At 72.6% G+C, this 17,554-nt stretch carries 18 protein-coding genes and 1 pseudogene; 11 read left to right on the top strand and 8 right to left on the bottom strand.

What is annotated here, in order from left to right; genetic code table 11:
* The first annotated feature begins 42 nt into the window (after positions 1-42).
* The 5 genes from O7607_RS09675 to O7607_RS09655 are packed head-to-tail and all read left to right on the top strand — an operon-like array spanning position 43 to position 5,161.
* Entirely contained in the window at positions 43-1,641 is a 1,599-nt protein-coding gene (locus O7607_RS09675; protein ID WP_269702541.1) for an ABC transporter substrate-binding protein, read from the top strand.
* Positions 1,608-2,630: an ABC transporter permease gene (locus O7607_RS09670; protein ID WP_269702539.1), complete on the top strand. Its 1,023-nt coding sequence runs from the start codon at positions 1,608-1,610 to the stop codon at positions 2,628-2,630. The genes O7607_RS09675 and O7607_RS09670 overlap by 34 nt, the downstream gene beginning before the upstream one ends.
* A complete protein-coding gene (locus tag O7607_RS09665; RefSeq protein WP_269702537.1) occupies positions 2,623-3,489 on the top strand; it encodes an ABC transporter permease in 867 nt (288 codons plus the stop codon). Before O7607_RS09670 ends, O7607_RS09665 begins: the two co-directional genes overlap by 8 nt.
* Positions 3,486-4,454, top strand: coding sequence for an ABC transporter ATP-binding protein (locus O7607_RS09660; RefSeq protein WP_269702536.1), 969 nt, complete (start codon positions 3,486-3,488; stop codon positions 4,452-4,454). The genes O7607_RS09665 and O7607_RS09660 overlap by 4 nt, the downstream gene beginning before the upstream one ends.
* Entirely contained in the window at positions 4,451-5,161 is a 711-nt protein-coding gene (locus tag O7607_RS09655) for an ABC transporter ATP-binding protein (RefSeq protein ID WP_269702535.1), read from the top strand. Before O7607_RS09660 ends, O7607_RS09655 begins: the two co-directional genes overlap by 4 nt.
* Positions 5,162-5,168: 7 nt before the next feature.
* Here the strand turns inward: O7607_RS09655 and O7607_RS09650 are convergent, their stop codons facing one another.
* Together O7607_RS09650 and O7607_RS09645 are read right to left on the bottom strand one after the other, a co-directional pair.
* Positions 5,169-5,609: a hypothetical protein gene (locus O7607_RS09650; protein WP_269702534.1), complete on the bottom strand. Its 441-nt coding sequence runs from the start codon at positions 5,607-5,609 to the stop codon at positions 5,169-5,171.
* A 39-nt stretch (positions 5,610-5,648) separates the two neighbouring features.
* The gene (locus tag O7607_RS09645; RefSeq protein WP_269702533.1) at positions 5,649-6,812 is read right to left on the bottom strand and encodes a peptidoglycan DD-metalloendopeptidase family protein; all 1,164 of its coding nucleotides are present in this window, start codon (positions 6,810-6,812) and stop codon (positions 5,649-5,651) included.
* Positions 6,813-6,981: 169 nt separating this feature from the next.
* Between O7607_RS09645 and O7607_RS09640 the strand changes: the two genes are divergently transcribed.
* Entirely contained in the window at positions 6,982-7,458 is a 477-nt protein-coding gene (locus tag O7607_RS09640) for a TspO/MBR family protein (protein ID WP_269702531.1), read from the top strand.
* Positions 7,459-7,463: 5 nt separating this feature from the next.
* Here O7607_RS09640 and O7607_RS09635 read toward each other — a convergent pair whose 3' ends face one another.
* Complete coding sequence (locus O7607_RS09635) at positions 7,464-8,345, bottom strand: helix-turn-helix transcriptional regulator (RefSeq protein ID WP_269702530.1); 882 nt, start codon at positions 8,343-8,345, stop codon at positions 7,464-7,466.
* Positions 8,346-8,478: 133 nt separating this feature from the next.
* Here O7607_RS09635 and O7607_RS09630 point away from each other — a divergent pair.
* The 3 genes and pseudogenes from O7607_RS09630 (at position 8,479) to O7607_RS09620 (ending at position 10,873) form a co-directional block, all read left to right on the top strand.
* Positions 8,479-9,385, top strand: a pseudogene (locus O7607_RS09630) (oxidoreductase).
* Between the two features lie 87 nt (positions 9,386-9,472).
* On the top strand, positions 9,473-10,540 hold the full coding sequence (locus O7607_RS09625; RefSeq protein ID WP_269702526.1) for a DUF2855 family protein: 1,068 nt from the start codon (positions 9,473-9,475) through the stop codon (positions 10,538-10,540).
* Between the two features lie 114 nt (positions 10,541-10,654).
* The gene (locus O7607_RS09620; protein ID WP_269702524.1) at positions 10,655-10,873 is read left to right on the top strand and encodes a hypothetical protein; all 219 of its coding nucleotides are present in this window, start codon (positions 10,655-10,657) and stop codon (positions 10,871-10,873) included.
* A 68-nt stretch (positions 10,874-10,941) separates the two neighbouring features.
* Here the strand turns inward: O7607_RS09620 and O7607_RS09615 are convergent, their stop codons facing one another.
* Positions 10,942-12,225, bottom strand: coding sequence for a GAF domain-containing protein (locus O7607_RS09615; protein WP_269702522.1), 1,284 nt, complete (start codon positions 12,223-12,225; stop codon positions 10,942-10,944).
* A gap of 156 nt (positions 12,226-12,381) precedes the next feature.
* On the opposite strand from O7607_RS09615, the gene O7607_RS09610 reads away from it, so the two are divergent.
* Positions 12,382-13,767, top strand: a complete 1,386-nt coding sequence (locus O7607_RS09610) for a glycoside hydrolase family 6 protein (RefSeq protein WP_269702520.1) — start codon at positions 12,382-12,384, stop codon at positions 13,765-13,767.
* A gap of 204 nt (positions 13,768-13,971) precedes the next feature.
* On the opposite strand, the gene O7607_RS09605 is transcribed toward O7607_RS09610, so the two are convergent.
* The 3 genes from O7607_RS09605 to O7607_RS09595 are packed head-to-tail and all read right to left on the bottom strand — an operon-like array spanning position 13,972 to position 15,765.
* Complete coding sequence (locus O7607_RS09605) at positions 13,972-14,625, bottom strand: NADPH-dependent F420 reductase (protein WP_269702519.1); 654 nt, start codon at positions 14,623-14,625, stop codon at positions 13,972-13,974.
* Positions 14,622-15,035, bottom strand: coding sequence for an ester cyclase (locus O7607_RS09600; RefSeq protein ID WP_269702518.1), 414 nt, complete (start codon positions 15,033-15,035; stop codon positions 14,622-14,624). The genes O7607_RS09605 and O7607_RS09600 overlap by 4 nt, the downstream gene beginning before the upstream one ends.
* Before the next feature lie 43 nt (positions 15,036-15,078).
* On the bottom strand, positions 15,079-15,765 hold the full coding sequence (locus O7607_RS09595; protein WP_269702517.1) for an SDR family NAD(P)-dependent oxidoreductase: 687 nt from the start codon (positions 15,763-15,765) through the stop codon (positions 15,079-15,081).
* A 116-nt stretch (positions 15,766-15,881) separates the two neighbouring features.
* Here O7607_RS09595 and O7607_RS09590 point away from each other — a divergent pair, with 116 nt between their 5' ends.
* Positions 15,882-16,487 carry a TetR/AcrR family transcriptional regulator gene (locus tag O7607_RS09590; RefSeq protein WP_269702516.1) on the top strand — a complete coding sequence of 202 codons (606 nt, stop codon included), beginning with the start codon at positions 15,882-15,884 and terminating at the stop codon, positions 16,485-16,487.
* A 251-nt stretch (positions 16,488-16,738) separates the two neighbouring features.
* On the opposite strand, the gene O7607_RS09585 is transcribed toward O7607_RS09590, so the two are convergent.
* Positions 16,739-17,296, bottom strand: a complete 558-nt coding sequence (locus tag O7607_RS09585; protein ID WP_269702515.1) for a MarR family winged helix-turn-helix transcriptional regulator — start codon at positions 17,294-17,296, stop codon at positions 16,739-16,741.
* Positions 17,297-17,554 lie beyond the last annotated feature (258 nt).

Below are 17,554 nucleotides of genomic sequence, written 5' to 3'. Positions count from 1 at the left end.
GGAGCGCCCGCCCTGCCGCAGGACGAGTTCGAGGGGTTGCCGGTGGCGATCAAGCCCAAGCCCGTACGCGTGGCCGCGATGCTCGCCGCCGCCCTGCTCGCCGTCGCGGGCTGCTCGTCGCCCACGGCGTCGACCGGCGGAACGAACAACGCCGGGACGCTGGTGGTCGCCACGGCGGGCGAGCCGGACACGCTCAACCCGGTGCTCAACTACGGCGTCGACGGCGCGTCGCTGATCTTCGACGGGCTGGTCGCCCGGGACGCCCGCAACGAACTGGTGCCCGCCCTGGCCCGCGAGCTTCCCACCGTCTCGGCGGACGGGAAGACGGTCACCGCGAAGCTGCGCGAGGGCGTGCTGTTCCACGACGGCAGCCCACTGACCGCCCAGGACGTGGTGTTCACCTACCAGGCGGTGCTCGATCCGGGCGTCGACTCGACGCTGCGCTCCGATCTGGACATGCTCGCCTCTGTCGCCGCGCCCGACCCGGCGACAGTCGTGTTCACCCTGAAGTACGCGTACGCGCCGTTCCTGCAACGGCTGGCGCTGGGGATCGTCCCGGCGAAGGCGTTCGCCGGGCAGGACGTCAACAAGGCCGCGTTCAACCGCGAGCCGGTCGGCACCGGCCCGTACCGGTTCACCTCCTGGACCCCGGGTGACCGGCTCGTGCTCGCGGCGAACGAGACGTACTGGGACGGCAAACCGGCGAACTCCGGCGTGGTGGTGGCGTTCGTCGCCGACGACAACGTGCGGGCCCAGCGGATGCGGGCCGGCGAGTTCGACGCGGCGGAGCTGGCGCCGAAGCTCGCCTCCGGGTTCGACGGCCGGGGCGGCTACCGGGTGCACAAGGTGCCGACCGCCGACTACCGGGGCGTCATGCTGCCGATGGGCAACCCGGTCACCGGCGACCTCGCGATCCGGCGGGCGCTGAACGTCGCCGTGGACCGGCAGGCCATGGTGACGGGGGTGCTCGGCGGTGCGGGCGAGCCCGCGTTCGGGCCGGTGCCGCCCACGTCGGAATACGCGGAGCCGTCGATCGCCGGCAGGCCCGCCGCCGACGTGGCCGCGGCCACCGCCGCGCTGGACGCCGCCGGGTGGAAGCCCGGCCCGGACGGCATCCGCGTCAAGGACGGGCGGCAGGCCGCGTTCGCGCTCATGTACCCGGCCACCGACAGCCTGCGCAAGGAACTCGCACTGGCCGTCACCGCCGACGCGAAGAAGGTCGGCATCAAGGTCACGCCGGAGGGGCTGACCTGGGACGCGATCACCCCGCGGATGAAGAACGACGCTCTGATCATGGGCTACGGCACCCCGTACGACCCGGACTTCGTCTCCTACAAGCTGTTCAGCTCGGCCTTCGCCGGGCAGGGCTTCTTCAACCCCGGCTCGTACCGGTCCACTGTCACCGACGCCGCGTTGCAGGCCGGCCGGGACAGCGCCGACCCGGCCGCCCGCAAGGCCGCGTACGCCACGTTCCAGAAGCAGCTCGCCACCGACGTGCCGTGGGTGTTCCTCACCTACCTCCAGCACACCTACGTGCTGAAGGACGCCGTGACCGGGGTGACGCCGCGGGTCGAGCCGCACGAGCACGACGTCGCCAACAGCATCTGGTGGAACGTGCACACCTGGACGAAAGAATCGTGACCGGCCGGCGGCGACTGGCCGGGGCGGGCGTCGTGATCCGGCGGCGGCTGCTGGTCGCCGTACCGGTGCTGGCGGCCACCAGCATGGGCATGTTCGCCCTCGGTGCCGCCTCCCCGATCGACCCGGCCCAGCAGTACGCGGGCGCGGCGGCGTTCACCACGAGCGAGGAGAACCTCGCGCAGATCCGCGCCAACTGGGGCGTCGACGACCCGCTGCCGGTGCAGTACGCCCGCTGGATCGGCAACCTGCTGCGCGGCGACCTGGGCTGGTCGACGAGCCGGCACGAGCCGGTCACCTCGGTGCTCGCCGCCCGGGCCGGGTGGACGCTGCTGCTCGTCGGCACCGCGCTCGCCCTGGTGCTGGTGGCGAGCGTCCTGCTGGGCACGCTCGCCGCGTACCGCCGTGGTGGCTGGTTCGACAGGGCGCTGCGCGCCGTCGCGTACGCCGTGCAGTCCATGCCGGTGTTCTGGATCGGCCTCGCGGCGATCGCCGTGTTCGCCCTCAGCCTCGGCTGGCTGCCCGCGGGCGGGCTCACCGACATCACCGCCACCGGCACCGACCCGGCGGACGTGGCGCGGCACCTGGTGCTCCCGGTGACAGTGCTGGCGATCTCCCAGGCGCCGTGGTTCGTCCTGTTCGTCCGTGACGCGGTCGCCGAGAGCCTGCGCGACGACCATGTGCTGGCCGCCCGCGCCCGAGGACTTCCCGGCCGGGTCGTCCTGTTCGGACACGCGCTGCGTACCGCGCTGTTGCCGTTCCTCACCCTGGTCGGCACGCACCTGCCCGAACTCGTCGGCGGCGCGGTCCTGGTGGAGACCGTGTTCTCCCTGCCCGGGCTCGGCGCGGTCACCGTCGAGGCCGCGCTGGGCGCCGACTTCCCGCTGCTCGCGGCCACGACCCTGGCCACCACCGTCGTGGTGCTGACCGCGAACCTGCTCACCGACCTCGCCTACGCCGCCGCCGACCCCCGGGTACGCCTCGATGACTGACCTCGCCCTCCCCGCGCGCGTCCGGCGCCTGCGCCGCCCCGGCAGTGTGGGCACGACCGTCGCCGTCGTCGTGCTCGCCGGTGTCGTCGCCGCCGCGCTGCTCGCCCCGCTCCTGTGGCCACTTGACCAGAGCGCCGTCGACCTCTCCCGTACCCGCCTCGCGCCCTCGCCGGAGCACCTGGCCGGCACCGACGACCTCGGCCGCGACGTGGCTCTGCGCAGCCTCTACGGCCTGCGCGTCTCGCTGCTCGTCGGCGCGGTCGCCGCGCTCGTCGCGGCGGTCATCGGCGGCCTGGTCGGCGCCGTCGCCGGCAGCGTCGGTGGCTGGGTCGACCGGGCGCTCATGCGCGTCGTGGACACCGTCGCCGCGCTGCCGCACCTGCTGCTGGGCATCTTCATCGTGGCGATGCTGCGGCCCAGCCTCGGCGCGGTGATCGCATCCATCGCGCTGACGCACTGGCTGTCCACCGCCCGGATCGTCCGCTCCGAGCTGCTCAGCCTGCGCAACCGGCCGTTCGTCGACGCCGCGATCTCCGGCGGTGCCGGGCGGGTCCGGGTGCTGACCCGGCACCTGCTGCCGCACGTGCTGCCGCGCCTGGCGCTGGCGACCACGCTGATGGTGCCGCACGCCGTCTGGCACGAGACCGCGCTGTCGTTCCTCGGCCTGGGCCTGCCGCCGCACCTCGCCTCGATCGGCAACATGATCAACGACGGGCAGCGGTCGCTGCTCACCGGCGCCTGGTGGGCCAGCATCGTCCCCGGCCTCCTGCTCGTGGCGGCCACGCTGGCGCTCGCCGTGCTCACCGGCCGGTGGCGTGACCGCCTCGACCCGCGCGTACGGGCGGAGCTGCACCTGTGACCGCCCCGGCGCTGCTGACAGTCGACGGGCTGACCGTCCGCTTCCGGCTGCGCGACGCGCTCGTGCACGCCGTCACCGACCTGAGCCTCACGCTGCGGCCCGGCGAGCTGCTGGCGGTGGTCGGCGAGTCCGGGTGCGGCAAGTCCGTCCTCGCGCACGCCCTGCTCGGCCTGCTGCCCCGCAACGCCACGGTCACCGGGCATGCCCGCCTGCACGCGCCGGGCCGCGCCGAGGTCGACCTGATCGGCGCGGGGGAGCGGCACCTCGCCCGGCACGTACGCGGCCGGGGCGTCGGCCTGGTCCCGCAGAGTCCCGCCACCGCGCTCACCCCGGTGCGTACCGGGCGGAAGCTGCTGGAGGAGACGCTGCGCGCGCACGGGCACGCCCGCCGCGACGCGCAGGCCGCCGCCGACCGGATCGCCGCCGACGTCGGTCTCGACCCGGCCGACCTGGACCGGTTCCCGCACGAGCTTTCCGGCGGCATGGCCCAGCGGCTCGCCACCGCGCTGGCTCTCGCACCGGACCCGCCGGTGCTGCTCGCCGACGAACCCACCACCGGCCTGGACCGGCCGCTCGTCGATCACACGCTGGACCTGCTGCGCCGCCGCTGCGACACCGGCGCGGCCGTCCTGCTCATCACGCACGACCTGGCCGCCGCGCGCCGCGTCGCGGACACGGTCGCGGTGATGTACGCCAGCCGCATCGTCGAGCATCGCCCGGCCGAGGCGCTGTTCGACGACCCGGCCCACCCGTACACCGCCGGGCTGCTCGACGCGCTGCCCGACCGCGCGTTCGTGCCGGTGCCGGGCCACCCGCCGGCGCTCACCGACCTGCCCGGCGGCTGCGCCTTCGCCCCGCGTTGCGCCCGCGCCACCGACACCTGCGCGACAGTGCCCCGTCTCGACGCCGAGGGCGCGGGCCGGGTCGCCTGCCACCACCCGCTGCGCGAGGAGGTACCGGCATGACGGTCACGGTTCCCGGCACCACCGGCGCCGCCGCCCCGGGCGACGCGCCGGCCGCCGGGCTCGCCGCGCACCAGGTCTCCGTCGCGTACGGCGGGCAGCGCGTCCTCGACCGGGTCGACCTGCACATCGCCCCCGGTGAGACGGTCGGGCTGCGCGGCCCGTCGGGCAGCGGCAAGTCCACGCTCGCCCGCGTCCTCGCCCTGCTGCACGCCCCGGACAGCGGTCACGTGGCGATCGACGGGCGACCGCTCGGCGGCGTCCGCCACCGCCTGCCGGCGGAACTGCGCACCCGCGTGGCGGTCCTGTTCCAGAGCCCGCGTGCCGCCACCGACCCGCGGCTCAGCCTCGCCGACATCGTCGCCGAGCCGCTACGTGCCACCGGCACACCGCGCGAGCAGGCGGCGGCCCGCGCGGCGGAGCTGGCCGACCTGGTCGGACTGACGCCCGACCTGCTGACCCGCCGCCCGCACGCGGTGAGCGACGGGCAACTGCAACGCGCCTGCCTGGCCCGCGCCCTGGTGCACCGGCCGGACTACCTGCTCTGCGACGAGGCGACAGCGATGCTCGACGCCTCCACCCAGGCGCACGTCGCCGCCGTCGTCACCGACTACCAGCGCCGGCAGGGCGCCGGGGTCCTGGTCATCACCCACGACCCGGCGCTGATGGCCCGCTGGGCCACCCGGGTGGTGGACCTGCCGGCGGCGTGACGTCGCGTCACTCCTCGGCGGGGCGGCGTACGGTGCCCCGCGCCCCGGCGACGACGGCCCCGAATCCGACCGCCATGAGCGGCATCCCCATCTCGAACGGCAGCTCACCGACCCAGTTGATGCTGTCGCGTTCCGGCAGCGCGCCCAGGCTCACCGCGACCACCGCACTGGCGAGGAACATCCCGGCCACCGCCGCGCCGATCGCGAGCTTGGCGCACGCCACGCTCCGCCCGGCCCAGAGGCCGGCCAGGACGGCGATCACCAGGGACACCACGACCAGCCAGGTCCAGCCGCCCTCGGTCTCCAGGTAGGCCCAGCCCGAGTACGACCACTGGTGGCGGCGGCTGGCGCGGAACCACGGGATCAGGTAGCCGAGCAGCGCGGTGGCGCTGCCGACAGTGAGCAGCACGTCGGGGGCCGGGCGGTACCAGCGAGGGGAGTCGTCCATGCGTCCGGAAGGTAGCAGTGCCATGATCCACGCGCACGGTCAGCACCAGCCGTTTATCGGCCCGTTCACGCCGGTGGAGAGGTAGGCGTCGGACACCCAGCTGCCGTCGCTGAGCCGGTCCCACAGGGCGGTGGTGCCGTAGCGGCCGGTGTGCGAGGTGCCGTTGGCGGAGCAGGAGACGGTGACGGTGGCGCCGTCGGCGACCGACCCGAGGGCGCCGTACCCCGTTCCGGGGCCGGAGCGCCGGGTCAGCGTGCCGCCGCCGTTGGCGTCGACGACTCCCTGGTTGAAGCCGAGCGCGCCGTAGTTGTAGACGCCGCCACCGCCGCCGACGTAGGCGGACCCGTGCCGGGCGCCGCCCTGGTACGCCGCCGCGCCGCTGACGAAGTCCCACTTGCCGATGCCGTGCCCGGCGATCGGGACGTACGCCGAGTTCTGCCGCAGCCCGAAGTGCACGTGCCGGCCGGTGGCGGAACCGCCGCAGGTGACGTCGGTGCCGGTGTAGCCCAGGTACGCGCCCTGCGCGACGGCGGCGCCGTTCACGGAGATGCTGCTCCACAGGTGGTAGTAGTCGGTCGAGTAGCCGCGGTCGTGGATGACCCGGATCCAGCCGGTGCACATCGTGTACGCGGTTCCGGCCCGCGCGGCCCGGACCACCTGGTCGCCACCGGCGAGGTCCACCGAACTCCACGGCGCGGCGGCGCCGCCCCAGCCGTGCGGCCCGGAGGTCAGCGTCCACGTCTGCCCGACCGCGAACGGCAGCGCCATGCCGGTGCGGAAGTCTCCGCCCGCGTACATCGGTGTGACGGGCGTGGTGAAGACGGCCTTCTCGGTCGCGCTCACCAGCGGCGACGTGGCGGCCAGGTCGCCGAACGCGGCCTCCCCGTCGAACGCGACGGTCCAGCCCTTGGCGTCGGCCCGGGCGAGGAACACCGAACCGGTGGGGTGCGCGTCCGCGGCCCGGTCCGCCGGCAGCACGGCGGTGCCGAAGGCCCACCGGCCGTTCGCGCGGGTGACGGTGATCCGGGCCTGCTGCGCGTCCGCCGTGCGGGCGGTGGCCGTGTCGGCCGAGCCGAGAAGTTTCGCGGTCACGGCGTCGGCGACGGGTCCGGGTGTCGCGCGAGGTGCCGCAGTGGCGGGTGCCGGCGCCACCGCCCAGGCACCGATGGCCGTTAGGGCGCAGGAGAGCATGAGCCGTCGCATGGAGCCTCCTTATCGACATCTGTCACTGAATGGAGAGGCTATCGACGGTGGTGAAAGTTGTCTACGACTCTCGGCGCGACGGTGAAGGATCTGTGCATCGGGGCGTATCCGGAAGTGGATCTTCCGGCGGTGGTGGGTTGAGTCGCCGCTGGCCGGGTAGCTGAGCGGGATGCGAGTACCGACCCTGGTCAAGACCGCTGCGGCAGTCACCGCGACCGCCGCCGCGGGCGCCGCCGCCACCTCCACCGGCACCTCGTCGCGCTGGTACCGCCGCCTGCGCAAGCCCGCCTGGCAGCCGCCGTCGGCCGCGTTCCCCCTGGTCTGGACCCCGCTGTACGGGCTGATCGCGGTGGCCGGCGCCCGGGCGCTCGACCGCTCCGAAGGGCCCGAGCGCGCCGCCTTCGCCCGCGACTACGCGCTCAACCTGGCGCTCAACGCCGGCTGGAGCGCCCTGTTCTTCGGCGCCCGCAAGCCCGGCGCCGCGCTGGCCGGGATCGCCGCGCTCAACGCGTCCAATCTGGTGCTGCTGCGCCGCGCGGCGCGCACCGACCGCCCCGCCGGGGCAGCGCTCGCCCCGTACGTCGCGTGGACCCTCTTCGCCACCGCCCTCAACGGCGCGATCGTCGGCCTCAACCGGGGACGGTGACCGGATCAGGCCGGGTCGACGCCGGTGGACGCCGGGCGGGTCGCGCGCCACGACGCCAGGAGCCGTAGCCGGTCAGCGTCCGGGCTGCCCGGCTCGGCGGTGAAGACCAGCACGACCGGGCCGGGGTTGCCCGGCAGCGGATAGGTGTCCCAGTCCAGGACGATGTCGCCCAGCCCGGGCACCCGGAACGTCTTGGTGCCGCTGACCGAGGCGCGGACGTCGTGCCGTGCCCACAGCCGCCGGAACTCCGCGCTGCGGATGCTCAGCTCGCCGACGATCGCGGTGGCGCGGGGATGGGTCGGGTCGTCGGCGACGGCGGCGCGCATCATCCCGATGTAGTCCAGCGCCTGCCGCTCCCAGTCCGGGCAGCTCCGTCCCCCGGTCAGCACGTCGTCGAACAGCAGCAGGAGCATGTTGAGCCGGCCGGGCGGGAGGTCCGCCGGGTCACCGAGCAGCGCCTGCGCCATCGGGTTCCAGTCGAGCAGGTCCAGATGCCGGCCGAGGACGACCGCCGGGGTGTCCATCACCCGCAGCAGCCGTCGGGTGCCGTCCGGCACCCGCTCCGGACCGTGGTCGACACGGGCGGGCATCGGCCGCCGGGCGGCCCGGGCCAGCGTGAACAGGTGCCGACGTTCGGTGTCGTCCAGCCCGAGGGCGCCGGCGAGCGCGTCCAGGACGTCGTCGGAGGGGCGTACCTCCCGGCCCTGCTCCATCCGCTGGTAGTAGTCGGTGCTCAGCCCGGCCAGCAGGGCCAGTTCCTCCCGCCGCAGGCCGGTCACCTTGCGCCGCCCGCCCGGCTCCAGGCCGACGTCGCGCGGGCGCAGCCGGCCACGTCGGGCGCGCAGGAAGGCGCCCAGTTCGCGTGCGTACGGATGTGGGCTGCTCATGCCGCCAGTCTGCCGCGACGCCGCACGCCCAGGGTAGGTCCCGCGGACCTAGGCAAACGCGAACGACCGAGACCGCCCGGATCGCTCCTAGCGTCATCGCTGATCGCGAACCGCCGTACCCGAGGAGCAGCAGATGACCGGATGGACCACCGATCGCATCCCCGACCAGCGCGGCCGGGTCGCCGTCGTGACCGGCGCGAACTCGGGCCTCGGCCTGGTCACCGCCACCGAACTGGCCCGCCGCGGCGCCCACGTCGTACTGGCCGTGCGGAACACCGTCGCCGGCCGGGAGGCCGCCCGCCGCATCGGCGGCGACACCGAGGTACGCGAGCTGGACCTGGCCCAGCTCGAATCGGTACGCGCGTTCGCCGCGAAGCTGACCGCCGACCACCCGACGATCGACCTGCTGGTCAACAACGCCGGTGTGGTGCTGCTCGGACCGCGCCGTACCTCCGCCGACGGCTTCGAGCTGCAGTTCGCCACCAACATGCTGGGTCCGTATGCGCTGACCGGCCTGCTGCTGGACGCGCTCGCCGGGGCGCGGGCGCCGCGGGTGGTGAGCCTCAGCTCCCTCACCCACCGCAACGCGCGGCTCGACTTCGACGACCTGATGTCCGAGCGCGACTACCGGGCCTCTGCCGCGTACGGCCGGTCGAAGCTCGCCACCACGGTCTTCGGCGTCGAACTGGACCGCCGCCTGCGCGCGGCCGGGTCGCCGGTCGTCAGTGCGCTGGCGCATCCCGGCCTCACCCGCAGCAACCTCACGCCGCGCGCCTGGGAACACCGCGGCCGGCTCGGCCGGATGATCGGGCGGCTCGGATCGCTCGCCACCCAGCCGGTCGAGCGGGGCGTGTTGCCGCAGTTGCGGGCCGCGACCGACCCGGAGGTACGCGGCGGCCAGTTCTTCGGTCCGTCCCGGTTCTTCGAGACCTGGGGTCCGGTCACCGAGGCGCGGCTCAGCCGGCAGGCCGCCGACCCGGCCGTCGGAAAACGCCTCTGGGCTGCGGGCGGCGGAGCTGACCGGTGTTCGTTACCTCTGAACCGGTGGCGCGCAACGACGCGGCCGAGTGGGATTTTGCACTCCCAGTGCACTTGTCTGGAGTTCCGCGTCTGCCTAGCGTCAGGCCATGGCTGACTCGTGGACGTTCGCTGTGGCCCGTGACGACCTCGCTCGCACCACACTCGTCGACGGCGCGGTGCCCGACCTCGCCGACGGGGAGGCGCTGCTACGCGTGGACCGCGTCGGCCTGACCGCCAACAACGTCACGTACGCGGTGCTCGGCGAGGCGATGCGCTACTGGGAGTTCTTCCCGCCGGAGCCCCGAGGGCTCGACGGCGGGTGGGGTCTTCCGCCGCTGTGGGGCTTCGCCGAGGTCGTTGCATCCGCAGTGTCGGGAGTCGAGCCGGGCCGGCGGGTCTACGGCTACCTGCCGCCCGCCGATCACCTGGTGGTACGCCCGGACCGGGTGGACGAGTCCGGATTCCGCGACGCCAGCACGCACCGGGCCGGCCTGCCCTCCCCGTACAACGCCTACCGGTCCACCGACGGCGATCCCGCGTACCGGGCGGAGCAGGAGGACCTGCTCATCCTGTTCCGGCCGTTGTTCTTCACCTCGTTCATGCTCGCCGACCAGGTGATCGACGAGGACGGCTACGGGGCGCGGTCGCTGGTGCTGTCGTCGGCGTCGAGCAAGACGGCGTACGCCACCGCGTTCGAACTGCACGGCCGCGGCCCGCGCCTGATCGGGCTCACCTCGCGGGGCAACCTCGCCTTCACCCGGTCGCTCGGCTGCTACGACGAGGTCCTCTCCTACGACGACATCGGCACGCTCGACGCGGTTCCGACCGTCTACCTCGACCTGTCCGGCTCACCCACGACCCGCGCCGCCCTTCGCGCGCACCTCGGTGACCTGCTCGTCCGGGACATCGCCGTCGGCCTCACCCAGCAGATGCCCAACGCGGGTGCCGCCGGGGAGGTCTTCTTCGCGCCGGTGCGCATCCGCAAGCGGAGCCAGGACTGGGGCCGGACCGGCCTCGACGAGCGGTTCGCCGACGCCTGGCAGCGGTTCTCCCAGGTGGTGAGCGGATGGCTCGACGTGCGGGTCGGCACCGGCCCGGAGGCGCTGCGGGACGCATGGCTCGACGTGCTCGCGGGCCGTACGCCGCCCCGGGTGGGCCACGTCGTCCAGCTCTGAGGACGTCGCCGATTTCGACCGTGACGCGCCCGCTCGGCCGATGCGCGCTAGGCTGACGACGCGGGGTACCGATGATCGCCACCCCTTTGCTTCTCCCACGGTTTCCCAGCCGCGATGACTGAGTCGAGCGCTGCCGTGCAGATTCCCTTGGAGCACCTCGTGCCCGACGACACGTTCGCCCTGAACCCCTTCCGTGTGGAAGGGCTCGGGGCCACCGACGACGCGCCCAGTCCGGTCGCGGACGTCAGCGCCGAATCCATGACCCGCCTGCGCAGCCCGTTCGACGCCGCGCGTCCCGCTCGCGAGCCGGCCGGCGAGCCCGCCCGACGCTGAACCTTCACCCGGGCGGCGGCCCCGGCCGTGCGCACCGGTGCCCGACGTGACCGCCGGGCGCGGTCACGTCAGCGGTTGAGGTAGGCGGACAGGCCGCCCAGTTCCTCGTTGGCGATGAAGACCGAACGGACGTTGATGATCGCCTCCTCGACGTGCGGCGGGCAGCCCCACGCCGAGTCGCCCCACGAATCGGCGATCTTGATTTCGGCGGGTGCCGTGCAGCCGTCGCCACCGCCGAGCTGACACTGCTCGGGGCGGGGAGTGGCGGCCTGCGCGGCTGCGGCGGCGCGCAGCCGGGCGGTGAGTTCCGCCGCCGCGGCGGCGCGCTGTTCCGCCTCGGCCCGTAGCTCCCGCTCCGCCCGCACCACCCGGGCCAGCTCGTCGTGGGCGGCCCGGGCCCGGGCGTCCGCTTCGGCCTTCGCCTGTTCGATGTGGTGACGTTCGATGGCCAGGGCGGCGGTGCCGGTGAAGACCCGGGCGAGGGCCAGGTCGGCGTCGCGCGGGACACGCGGGGTGCGGTGGTACATGGCGAACGTGCCGAGCAGGCTGCCGTCACGCGCCAGGATCGGCGTGGACCAGCAGGCGGCGAGCCCGGCCCGCTCGGCCAGGTCGCGGAAGTCGGCCCAGAAGGGGTCGGTGGCGATGTCGGTGACGACGACCGGTTCCCGCCGGTGCGCGGCGGTGCCGCACGAGCCGACACCCTCACCGGTGGCGATCCCGTCGATGGCCTCGTTGTAGAAGTCGGGCAGGCTCGGCGCGGCGCCGTGGCGCAGGTGCCGGCCGTCCGCGTCGGCGAGCAGGACGGAGACGAGCACCTCCTGCGGCGCGAGGTTCTCGATGCAGCGGGCCATCCCGTCGAGCACCTCGGTCAGGGGTGCCTGCCGGGCGATCTGCTCCAGCATGGCGCGGTGTTCGGCCATCAGCCGTTGCGCGTGCTTGACCTGTGTGGTCTCCACCCCGATCACGCGGATCCCGGTCACCGTGCCGGTGGCGTCGCGGCGTGCCTCGTAGGTGAAGTCGAAGAACGCCTCCCGCGCCTGCGACCCGGTGCCGAGCATGATCCGGGCGTCGTGGCCGGTGTAGGCGTCGCCCGTGCGGTAGACCTCGTCCAGCAGGGCGATGAAGCCCTGGCCGTCCAGTTCCGGCATCAACTCGGCGAGGGCGACCCCGGTACGGGCGCGTTCCTCGCCGATGGCGGCGAAGAACGCCGGGTTCGCCGCCTCCACCACGTGCGTCGGCCCGGCAAGCGCCGCGAACACGGCGATGGACTGCCCGAACAGCGCCCGTAGATCCTCGTCGGCGGGCTGCCCGGCGACCGACGAGCTCGCCTGCTGGCCCGGTAGCGCCGTCATGCCTGGTCTTCCTCCCACGCCTGCCTCGTCGATCGCTGCCACATTACGGGGCAGTGGCAGGCGTTCACATCTTGGCATCGACGCCCGCCTCCGTTACCGTCGTGGGAACGCTCCCATGAACTTAGATACGTCTATGTGATCAGGAGGAAACACGACGTGGCTATCCTCTCGTCCCGCCGCAGTTCAGCGGCCATCAGCGTGGCCGCGGTCGCGGGGCTCGCCGCGGCCGGCGTCGGTCTCGCCGTCGGCGGCGCGTCCGCCGGCACCGTGTCCGGATCGCTCTACCGCGACCCGAGTTCGGCGGTGGTTCGCTGGGTCGCCGCAAACCCGGGCGACTCCCGCGCCGCCGTCATCCGCGACAAGATCGCCAGCCAGCCGCAGGCGCGCTGGTACGCCAACTTCAACCCGTCGACCATCCAGTCCGAGGTCTCCTCGTTCATCGGCGCCGCCAACGCGGCACAGCAGATCCCGGTGCTGTCGGTCTACGAGATCCCCAACCGGGACTGCGGTGGGGCCAGCGCCGGTGGCGCGCCGGACCTCAACCAGTACCAGACCTGGGTGTCCAACTTCGCCAGAGGGCTCGGCAACCAGACGGTCCTGATCATCCTGGAGACCGACTCGCTCGCGCTCCAGACCTGCCTGAGCCCCAGCGAACTCAGCGCGCGCAACCAGGCGCTCACCACGGCGACCCAGACCATCAAGTCGGGCAACCCGAACGCCAAGGTCTACCTCGACGGCGGTCACTCGACCTGGAACAGCGCCAGTGACACGGCCAACCGGCTGCGCGCGGCCGGCGTGCAGTACGCCGACGGGTTCTTCACCAACGTGTCGAACTTCAACCCGACCTCCAGCGAGGCGAACTTCGGCCGGGCGGTCATCTCCGCGCTCAACGGTATGGGCATCTCCGGCAAGCGCCAGGTCATCGACACCAGCCGCAACGGCGGAGCCGCCGGGGACTGGTGCGCAGACGACAACACCGACCGGCGCATCGGGCAGTACCCGACGACGAACACCGGCGACGCCAACATCGACGCGTACCTCTGGGTGAAGCCGCCGGGTGAGGCGGACGGCTGCCGCTACACGGCCGGTTCGTTCCAGCCGGACCTGGCCTTCAGCCTCGCGAACGGCGCGCCCAACCCGCCCACCACGGCGCCGCCGACGACCAACCCGCCGACCACCGCACCGCCCACCACGGCGCCGCCGACGACCGCACCGCCCACCACCGCGCCGCCGACCACGCCGCCGCCCGGCGGTAACGGCTGCTCCGCAGCGGTCGCGATCAACCAGTGGAACGGCGGCTTCACCGCCAGCGTGAACGTCACCGCCGGCTCGGCGGGCATCAACGGCTGGACCGTGACCGTCGCGCTGCCTGGCGGCGCCGCGATCACCGGCACCTGGAACGCCCAGGCCAGCGGCACCAGCGGCACCGTCCGGTTCACGAACGTGGGCTACAACGGGCAGGTCGGCGCCGGCCAGACGACCAACTTCGGTTTCCAGGGCACCGGCACCGGCCAGGGCGCTACCGCCACCTGCGCAGCCTGACCGGACCCGACCCTCATGTCGCGGCCCGGCGTGGAGGAACTCCTCCACGCCGGGCCGCCCTCGTCCATCGGTACGCACCACGCCGGAGCCGCCCGCTACACACGGTCTGCGGACGTCAGCGCCGATTCCACAACCGCCTGCAACCCGTCCACCGTCCAGGACCCCGACAGTCCGATCCCGACTAGCATCAGCCTCCGAGCGGAGTCAGGCGGCGGCGAACCGCCGCGCCCTCCTCAGGTTGAGCGCCAACTCCTCGCGGTTCTGGTGTGCGTGGCGGATCCACGCCGGCTGGCCCGGGCCGGTACGCCAGGACTCGCTCAGCGGACTGTTGTCCACAGTGTCGAAGCCGAACCGGTCGTAGAGCCGCGTCACCAGCTCGACCGCCTCCGGGTGGTCGCTGGAGACGGAGAGCGCCAGCCGGTCCGGCGCGCCGGCGGGCCGGGCCGAGGTGAGCAGGCGTGGCGCCTGGATGTGGGTGAACGCCTTGGCGACCTTCGACGTGGGGAGCTGCTCCTGGCGCAGCTCGTGGACCGTCTTCTCGCCCGAGTCGAGGACCGGGATGTTCCCGTCCCGCCAGACCATGTAGTTGTTCGTGTCCAGCACGACCTTGCCGGCCAGCTCCTCGACCGGCATGTCGTTCACGACCTTCAGCGGCACGGCGACGATCGCGAAGTCGCCCGCTGCCGCCGCCTCCGGCGCGTACGCCGCCCGCGCCGACGGACCGAGTTCGGCGACCAGGTCCGTCAGCGTGTGCGGCCCTCGCGAGTTGGCGATCACGACCGTGTATCCGGTCGCTACCGCCGCGCGGGCGAGCTGGCTGCCGACCTCACCGGCGCCGATGATGCCGATGGTTGTCATCGTCGGTCGCCGTCAGCGGCGGCGGTGAGCTGCCGGAGCATCTCGGCCGAGTCGTGCAGGGCGGTCATCTGCACGAACCGCCCGTCGCTGACCTTGTAGATGGCGTACTCGACGATCTCGAACGAGGCGCCGGAGGGCGGTACGCCCAGCCACTCCTTCACCGGGGTGCCGTAGTTGATCGCGCGGACGGCGATCCGGTCGCGGTCGAACAGCAGTTCCTTGACCTCCCAGCGGAGGTCCGGAACGGCGTCCACGTCATGCTTCTGCACCGCGATGACGTCGTCCCGGGTGCCCGGCTCGCCGTTCAGCATCACCGTGTCGTTGATGAACTCGTCCATGCCGTCGAACTCGTGGGCGTTGAGCGCGGCGACGTAGCGCAGGTACCAGTCGCGGAGATCGTGCTGAGTCATGTCACTCTTCCTTCGATGTGCGGAGCGCGGTCGGGGTGGACGGCTACCAGCTCAGGAGCCCGGAGTCGTCCTGGAGGGTTCCGGTCGGGCCGTCGGGGGGAAGCGTCGCCAGGCGTACGACGGTCCGGGCGCTCTGCGCCGGAGCCCTGCCGCCGCCGATCGCGGCGGTCAGGTCGGTCGCGGTGTAGCCCGGCTCGACCGCGTTGAACCTGATGCCCGGCTGGGACTTGGCGTACTGGAGGGTGATCATCGTGGCGGCGGACTTCGACGCCGAGTAGAGCGGCGACGTCAGGTCGTACTCCGGCCGGTCGGGGTTGGTGACCGCCCAGAAGGAGCCGGCGCTGCTCGACACCGTGACCACAGTCGGATTCGACGACCGGCGCAGCAGGGGCAGCGCCGCCTCGGTGACGCGGACGATCCCGACCACGTTGGTGTCGAAGACGCGCAGGGCGCTCGGCCCGTCGACGACGCCGTGCTCGGCGATGCCCGCGTTGTTGACGAGGACGTCCAGCCGCCCCTCGTCGGCGTCAATGGTCGCCAGCGCCTTGGTCACCGAGTCGTCGTCGGTGACGTCGAGGGGCACGAACCGCGCTCCGAGGACCGAAGCGGCCTCCTCGCCTCGCCTGGTGTCGCGCGCTCCGACGTAGACGACGTGTCCCAGGTCGAGAAGCTGTCTGGCGGTCGCGAAACCGATGCCCTTGTTCGCGCCGGTGATCAACGTGATGGTCATGCTCTTCCCTCGTGGCGAAGTTTTGTACTGATCGGTTCGTGGATCACCGTAACAGCTTTCTGTACCGATCGGTTGGTGGGTTGGGTCACTTCTGTACCGAGCGGTATAGTCGAGCCATGAGCGCTGAGACTCCGACCCCGGGGCGGCCGCGGGCCTTCGACGAGCAGACGGTCCTCGACCGGGCCGCCGAGGTCTTCTGGCAGCAGGGCTACGAGGGCGCGTCGCTGAGCTCACTCACCAGGGCGATGGGCATCAACCGGCCCAGTCTCTACGCGGCGTTCGGCAGCAAGGAGGAACTGTTCAGGCGGGCCTTCGACCGCTACCACGAGACCAACCTCGCGAACGCGCGCGCCGCCCTCGAACAGCCGACCGCGTACGCCGCGATCGAAGCCTTCCTGCGCGCCAGTGCCGACAACCTGACCGCGGGCGGCCACCCCGCCGGCTGCCTCTCCATCCAGGGCGGCCTGGCCTGTTCCCCGGAGAACGCCCGCATCTCCGAGATCCTCGCCGCTGGCCGTGCGGCCACCGAGGCCGCGCTCGAAGAACGGCTGTCCCGTGCGGCGAAGGAGGGCGATCTCCCGGACGGCCTGGACAGCCGGGCGCTCGCCCGTTTCGTGATGGCGCTCAGCGAGGGGCATGCCGTCCACGCCGCGGCCGGGGCGAGCCGCGAGGACCTTCAGGCCTCCGTCGACGTCGCCATGCGGGCCGTCGCGGCACTCTAACCGGGTGTCGGAGAGTAGTCGCTCGGATTCACTCAGCTACTTCTCGGGCGGCATTGGTAGCTTCCCCGCTCGGCGGCGTCCGTTATGGACGCCGTTGACCTCGTTGTGACACAAGGGTTTCACGGTGAAAATCTCACGGTCCTCGTGCCGCGCGTACGGCGGTCGTCGAGGGAGAGGTTCGTGGTGTTCAAGAAGATGCTTGGTGCGTTCGGGGTGGGCGGCCCGAGCGGCCGGGCTGACGGCGGAGCGGGTCAGTCGGCCTGGGCTGGGGCATCCGACGTGGACCTGGGGCGGCGCTTGCGTGGTGCGGCCGAGCGGGGTGGCAGCGCGCGCATGTGGTCGCGTACCCGGGTCATGATGTCGCCGAGGTGACGCACGTCGTTGTCGGAGAGCGGGTTGAACAGCAGCAGCCGCGACACCTCGATGTGGCCGGGCAGGATCCGGCGGAACAGGGCGGTACCCGCGTCGGTCAGGGCGACGAGGGTGGCTCGTTCGTCGCCGGGAAAGCTGCTGCGCGTGATCAGGCCGGCCTTCTCCAGCAGTCCGGCCTGATAGGTCAGCCCACTGCGGCTGTAGACGACGCCGTCGGCGAGCTGGGTCATGGTCAGCGGCGTCTCGGACCGCGCGAGGTTGGCCAGCAGTTGGAACTGTACGTAGCTGATGCCGCCTTCGGTGCGTAGCTGCTGCTCGACGTGGTGTTGCAGCAGGCTGACGGCCTCCAGGAGCGCGAAGTAGGTCTGCAGCTGTTCGGGGTGCAGCGGCGGCACCCCGTCGTCGCTGCCGTCCCCCGCGGGGCGGGTGGATGTCATGTGCGCACCCTACCTGCTTCGAACTCGCAGCATTGTGAGTGGTGTCACGCCTCGCGCGTCTTTGCTTCGAACTCGAAGCGACCTAGGGTCGAGACATGCTTCGACTTCGAAGCGGTTATTCGAGGAGGACACCATGAAGTCAGTGCGCTACCACTCCCACGGCGGCAGCGACGTGCTCACCTATGAGGACACCGAACGGCCGGTGGCGGGAGCCGGGGAGGTGGTCGTCCAGGTGGCCGGCACCTCGTTCAACCCCGG

This window comes from Micromonospora sp. WMMA1949, from assembly GCF_027460145.1.
Lineage (GTDB): Bacteria > Actinomycetota > Actinomycetes > Mycobacteriales > Micromonosporaceae > Micromonospora.
Note: the sequence above shows the minus strand (reverse complement) of the source record. Positions and strands in the feature narration are given on the sequence as shown.

Coding starts and splice junctions, on each gene's coding strand:
- O7607_RS09665 (WP_269702537.1), top strand. CDS start 2,623: ATGACTGACCTCGCCCTCCCCGCGCGCGTCCGGCGCCTGCGCCGCCCC.
- O7607_RS09655 (WP_269702535.1), top strand. CDS start 4,451: ATGACGGTCACGGTTCCCGGCACCACCGGCGCCGCCGCCCCGGGCGAC.
- O7607_RS09650 (WP_269702534.1), bottom strand. CDS start 5,609: ATGGACGACTCCCCTCGCTGGTACCGCCCGGCCCCCGACGTGCTGCTC.
- O7607_RS09645 (WP_269702533.1), bottom strand. CDS start 6,812: ATGCGACGGCTCATGCTCTCCTGCGCCCTAACGGCCATCGGTGCCTGG.
- O7607_RS09640 (WP_269702531.1), top strand. CDS start 6,982: ATGCGAGTACCGACCCTGGTCAAGACCGCTGCGGCAGTCACCGCGACC.
- O7607_RS09635 (WP_269702530.1), bottom strand. CDS start 8,345: ATGAGCAGCCCACATCCGTACGCACGCGAACTGGGCGCCTTCCTGCGC.
- O7607_RS09625 (WP_269702526.1), top strand. CDS start 9,473: ATGGCTGACTCGTGGACGTTCGCTGTGGCCCGTGACGACCTCGCTCGC.
- O7607_RS09620 (WP_269702524.1), top strand. CDS start 10,655: ATGACTGAGTCGAGCGCTGCCGTGCAGATTCCCTTGGAGCACCTCGTG.
- O7607_RS09615 (WP_269702522.1), bottom strand. CDS start 12,225: ATGACGGCGCTACCGGGCCAGCAGGCGAGCTCGTCGGTCGCCGGGCAG.
- O7607_RS09605 (WP_269702519.1), bottom strand. CDS start 14,625: ATGACAACCATCGGCATCATCGGCGCCGGTGAGGTCGGCAGCCAGCTC.
- O7607_RS09600 (WP_269702518.1), bottom strand. CDS start 15,035: ATGACTCAGCACGATCTCCGCGACTGGTACCTGCGCTACGTCGCCGCG.
- O7607_RS09595 (WP_269702517.1), bottom strand. CDS start 15,765: ATGACCATCACGTTGATCACCGGCGCGAACAAGGGCATCGGTTTCGCG.
- O7607_RS09590 (WP_269702516.1), top strand. CDS start 15,882: ATGAGCGCTGAGACTCCGACCCCGGGGCGGCCGCGGGCCTTCGACGAG.
- O7607_RS09585 (WP_269702515.1), bottom strand. CDS start 17,296: ATGACATCCACCCGCCCCGCGGGGGACGGCAGCGACGACGGGGTGCCG.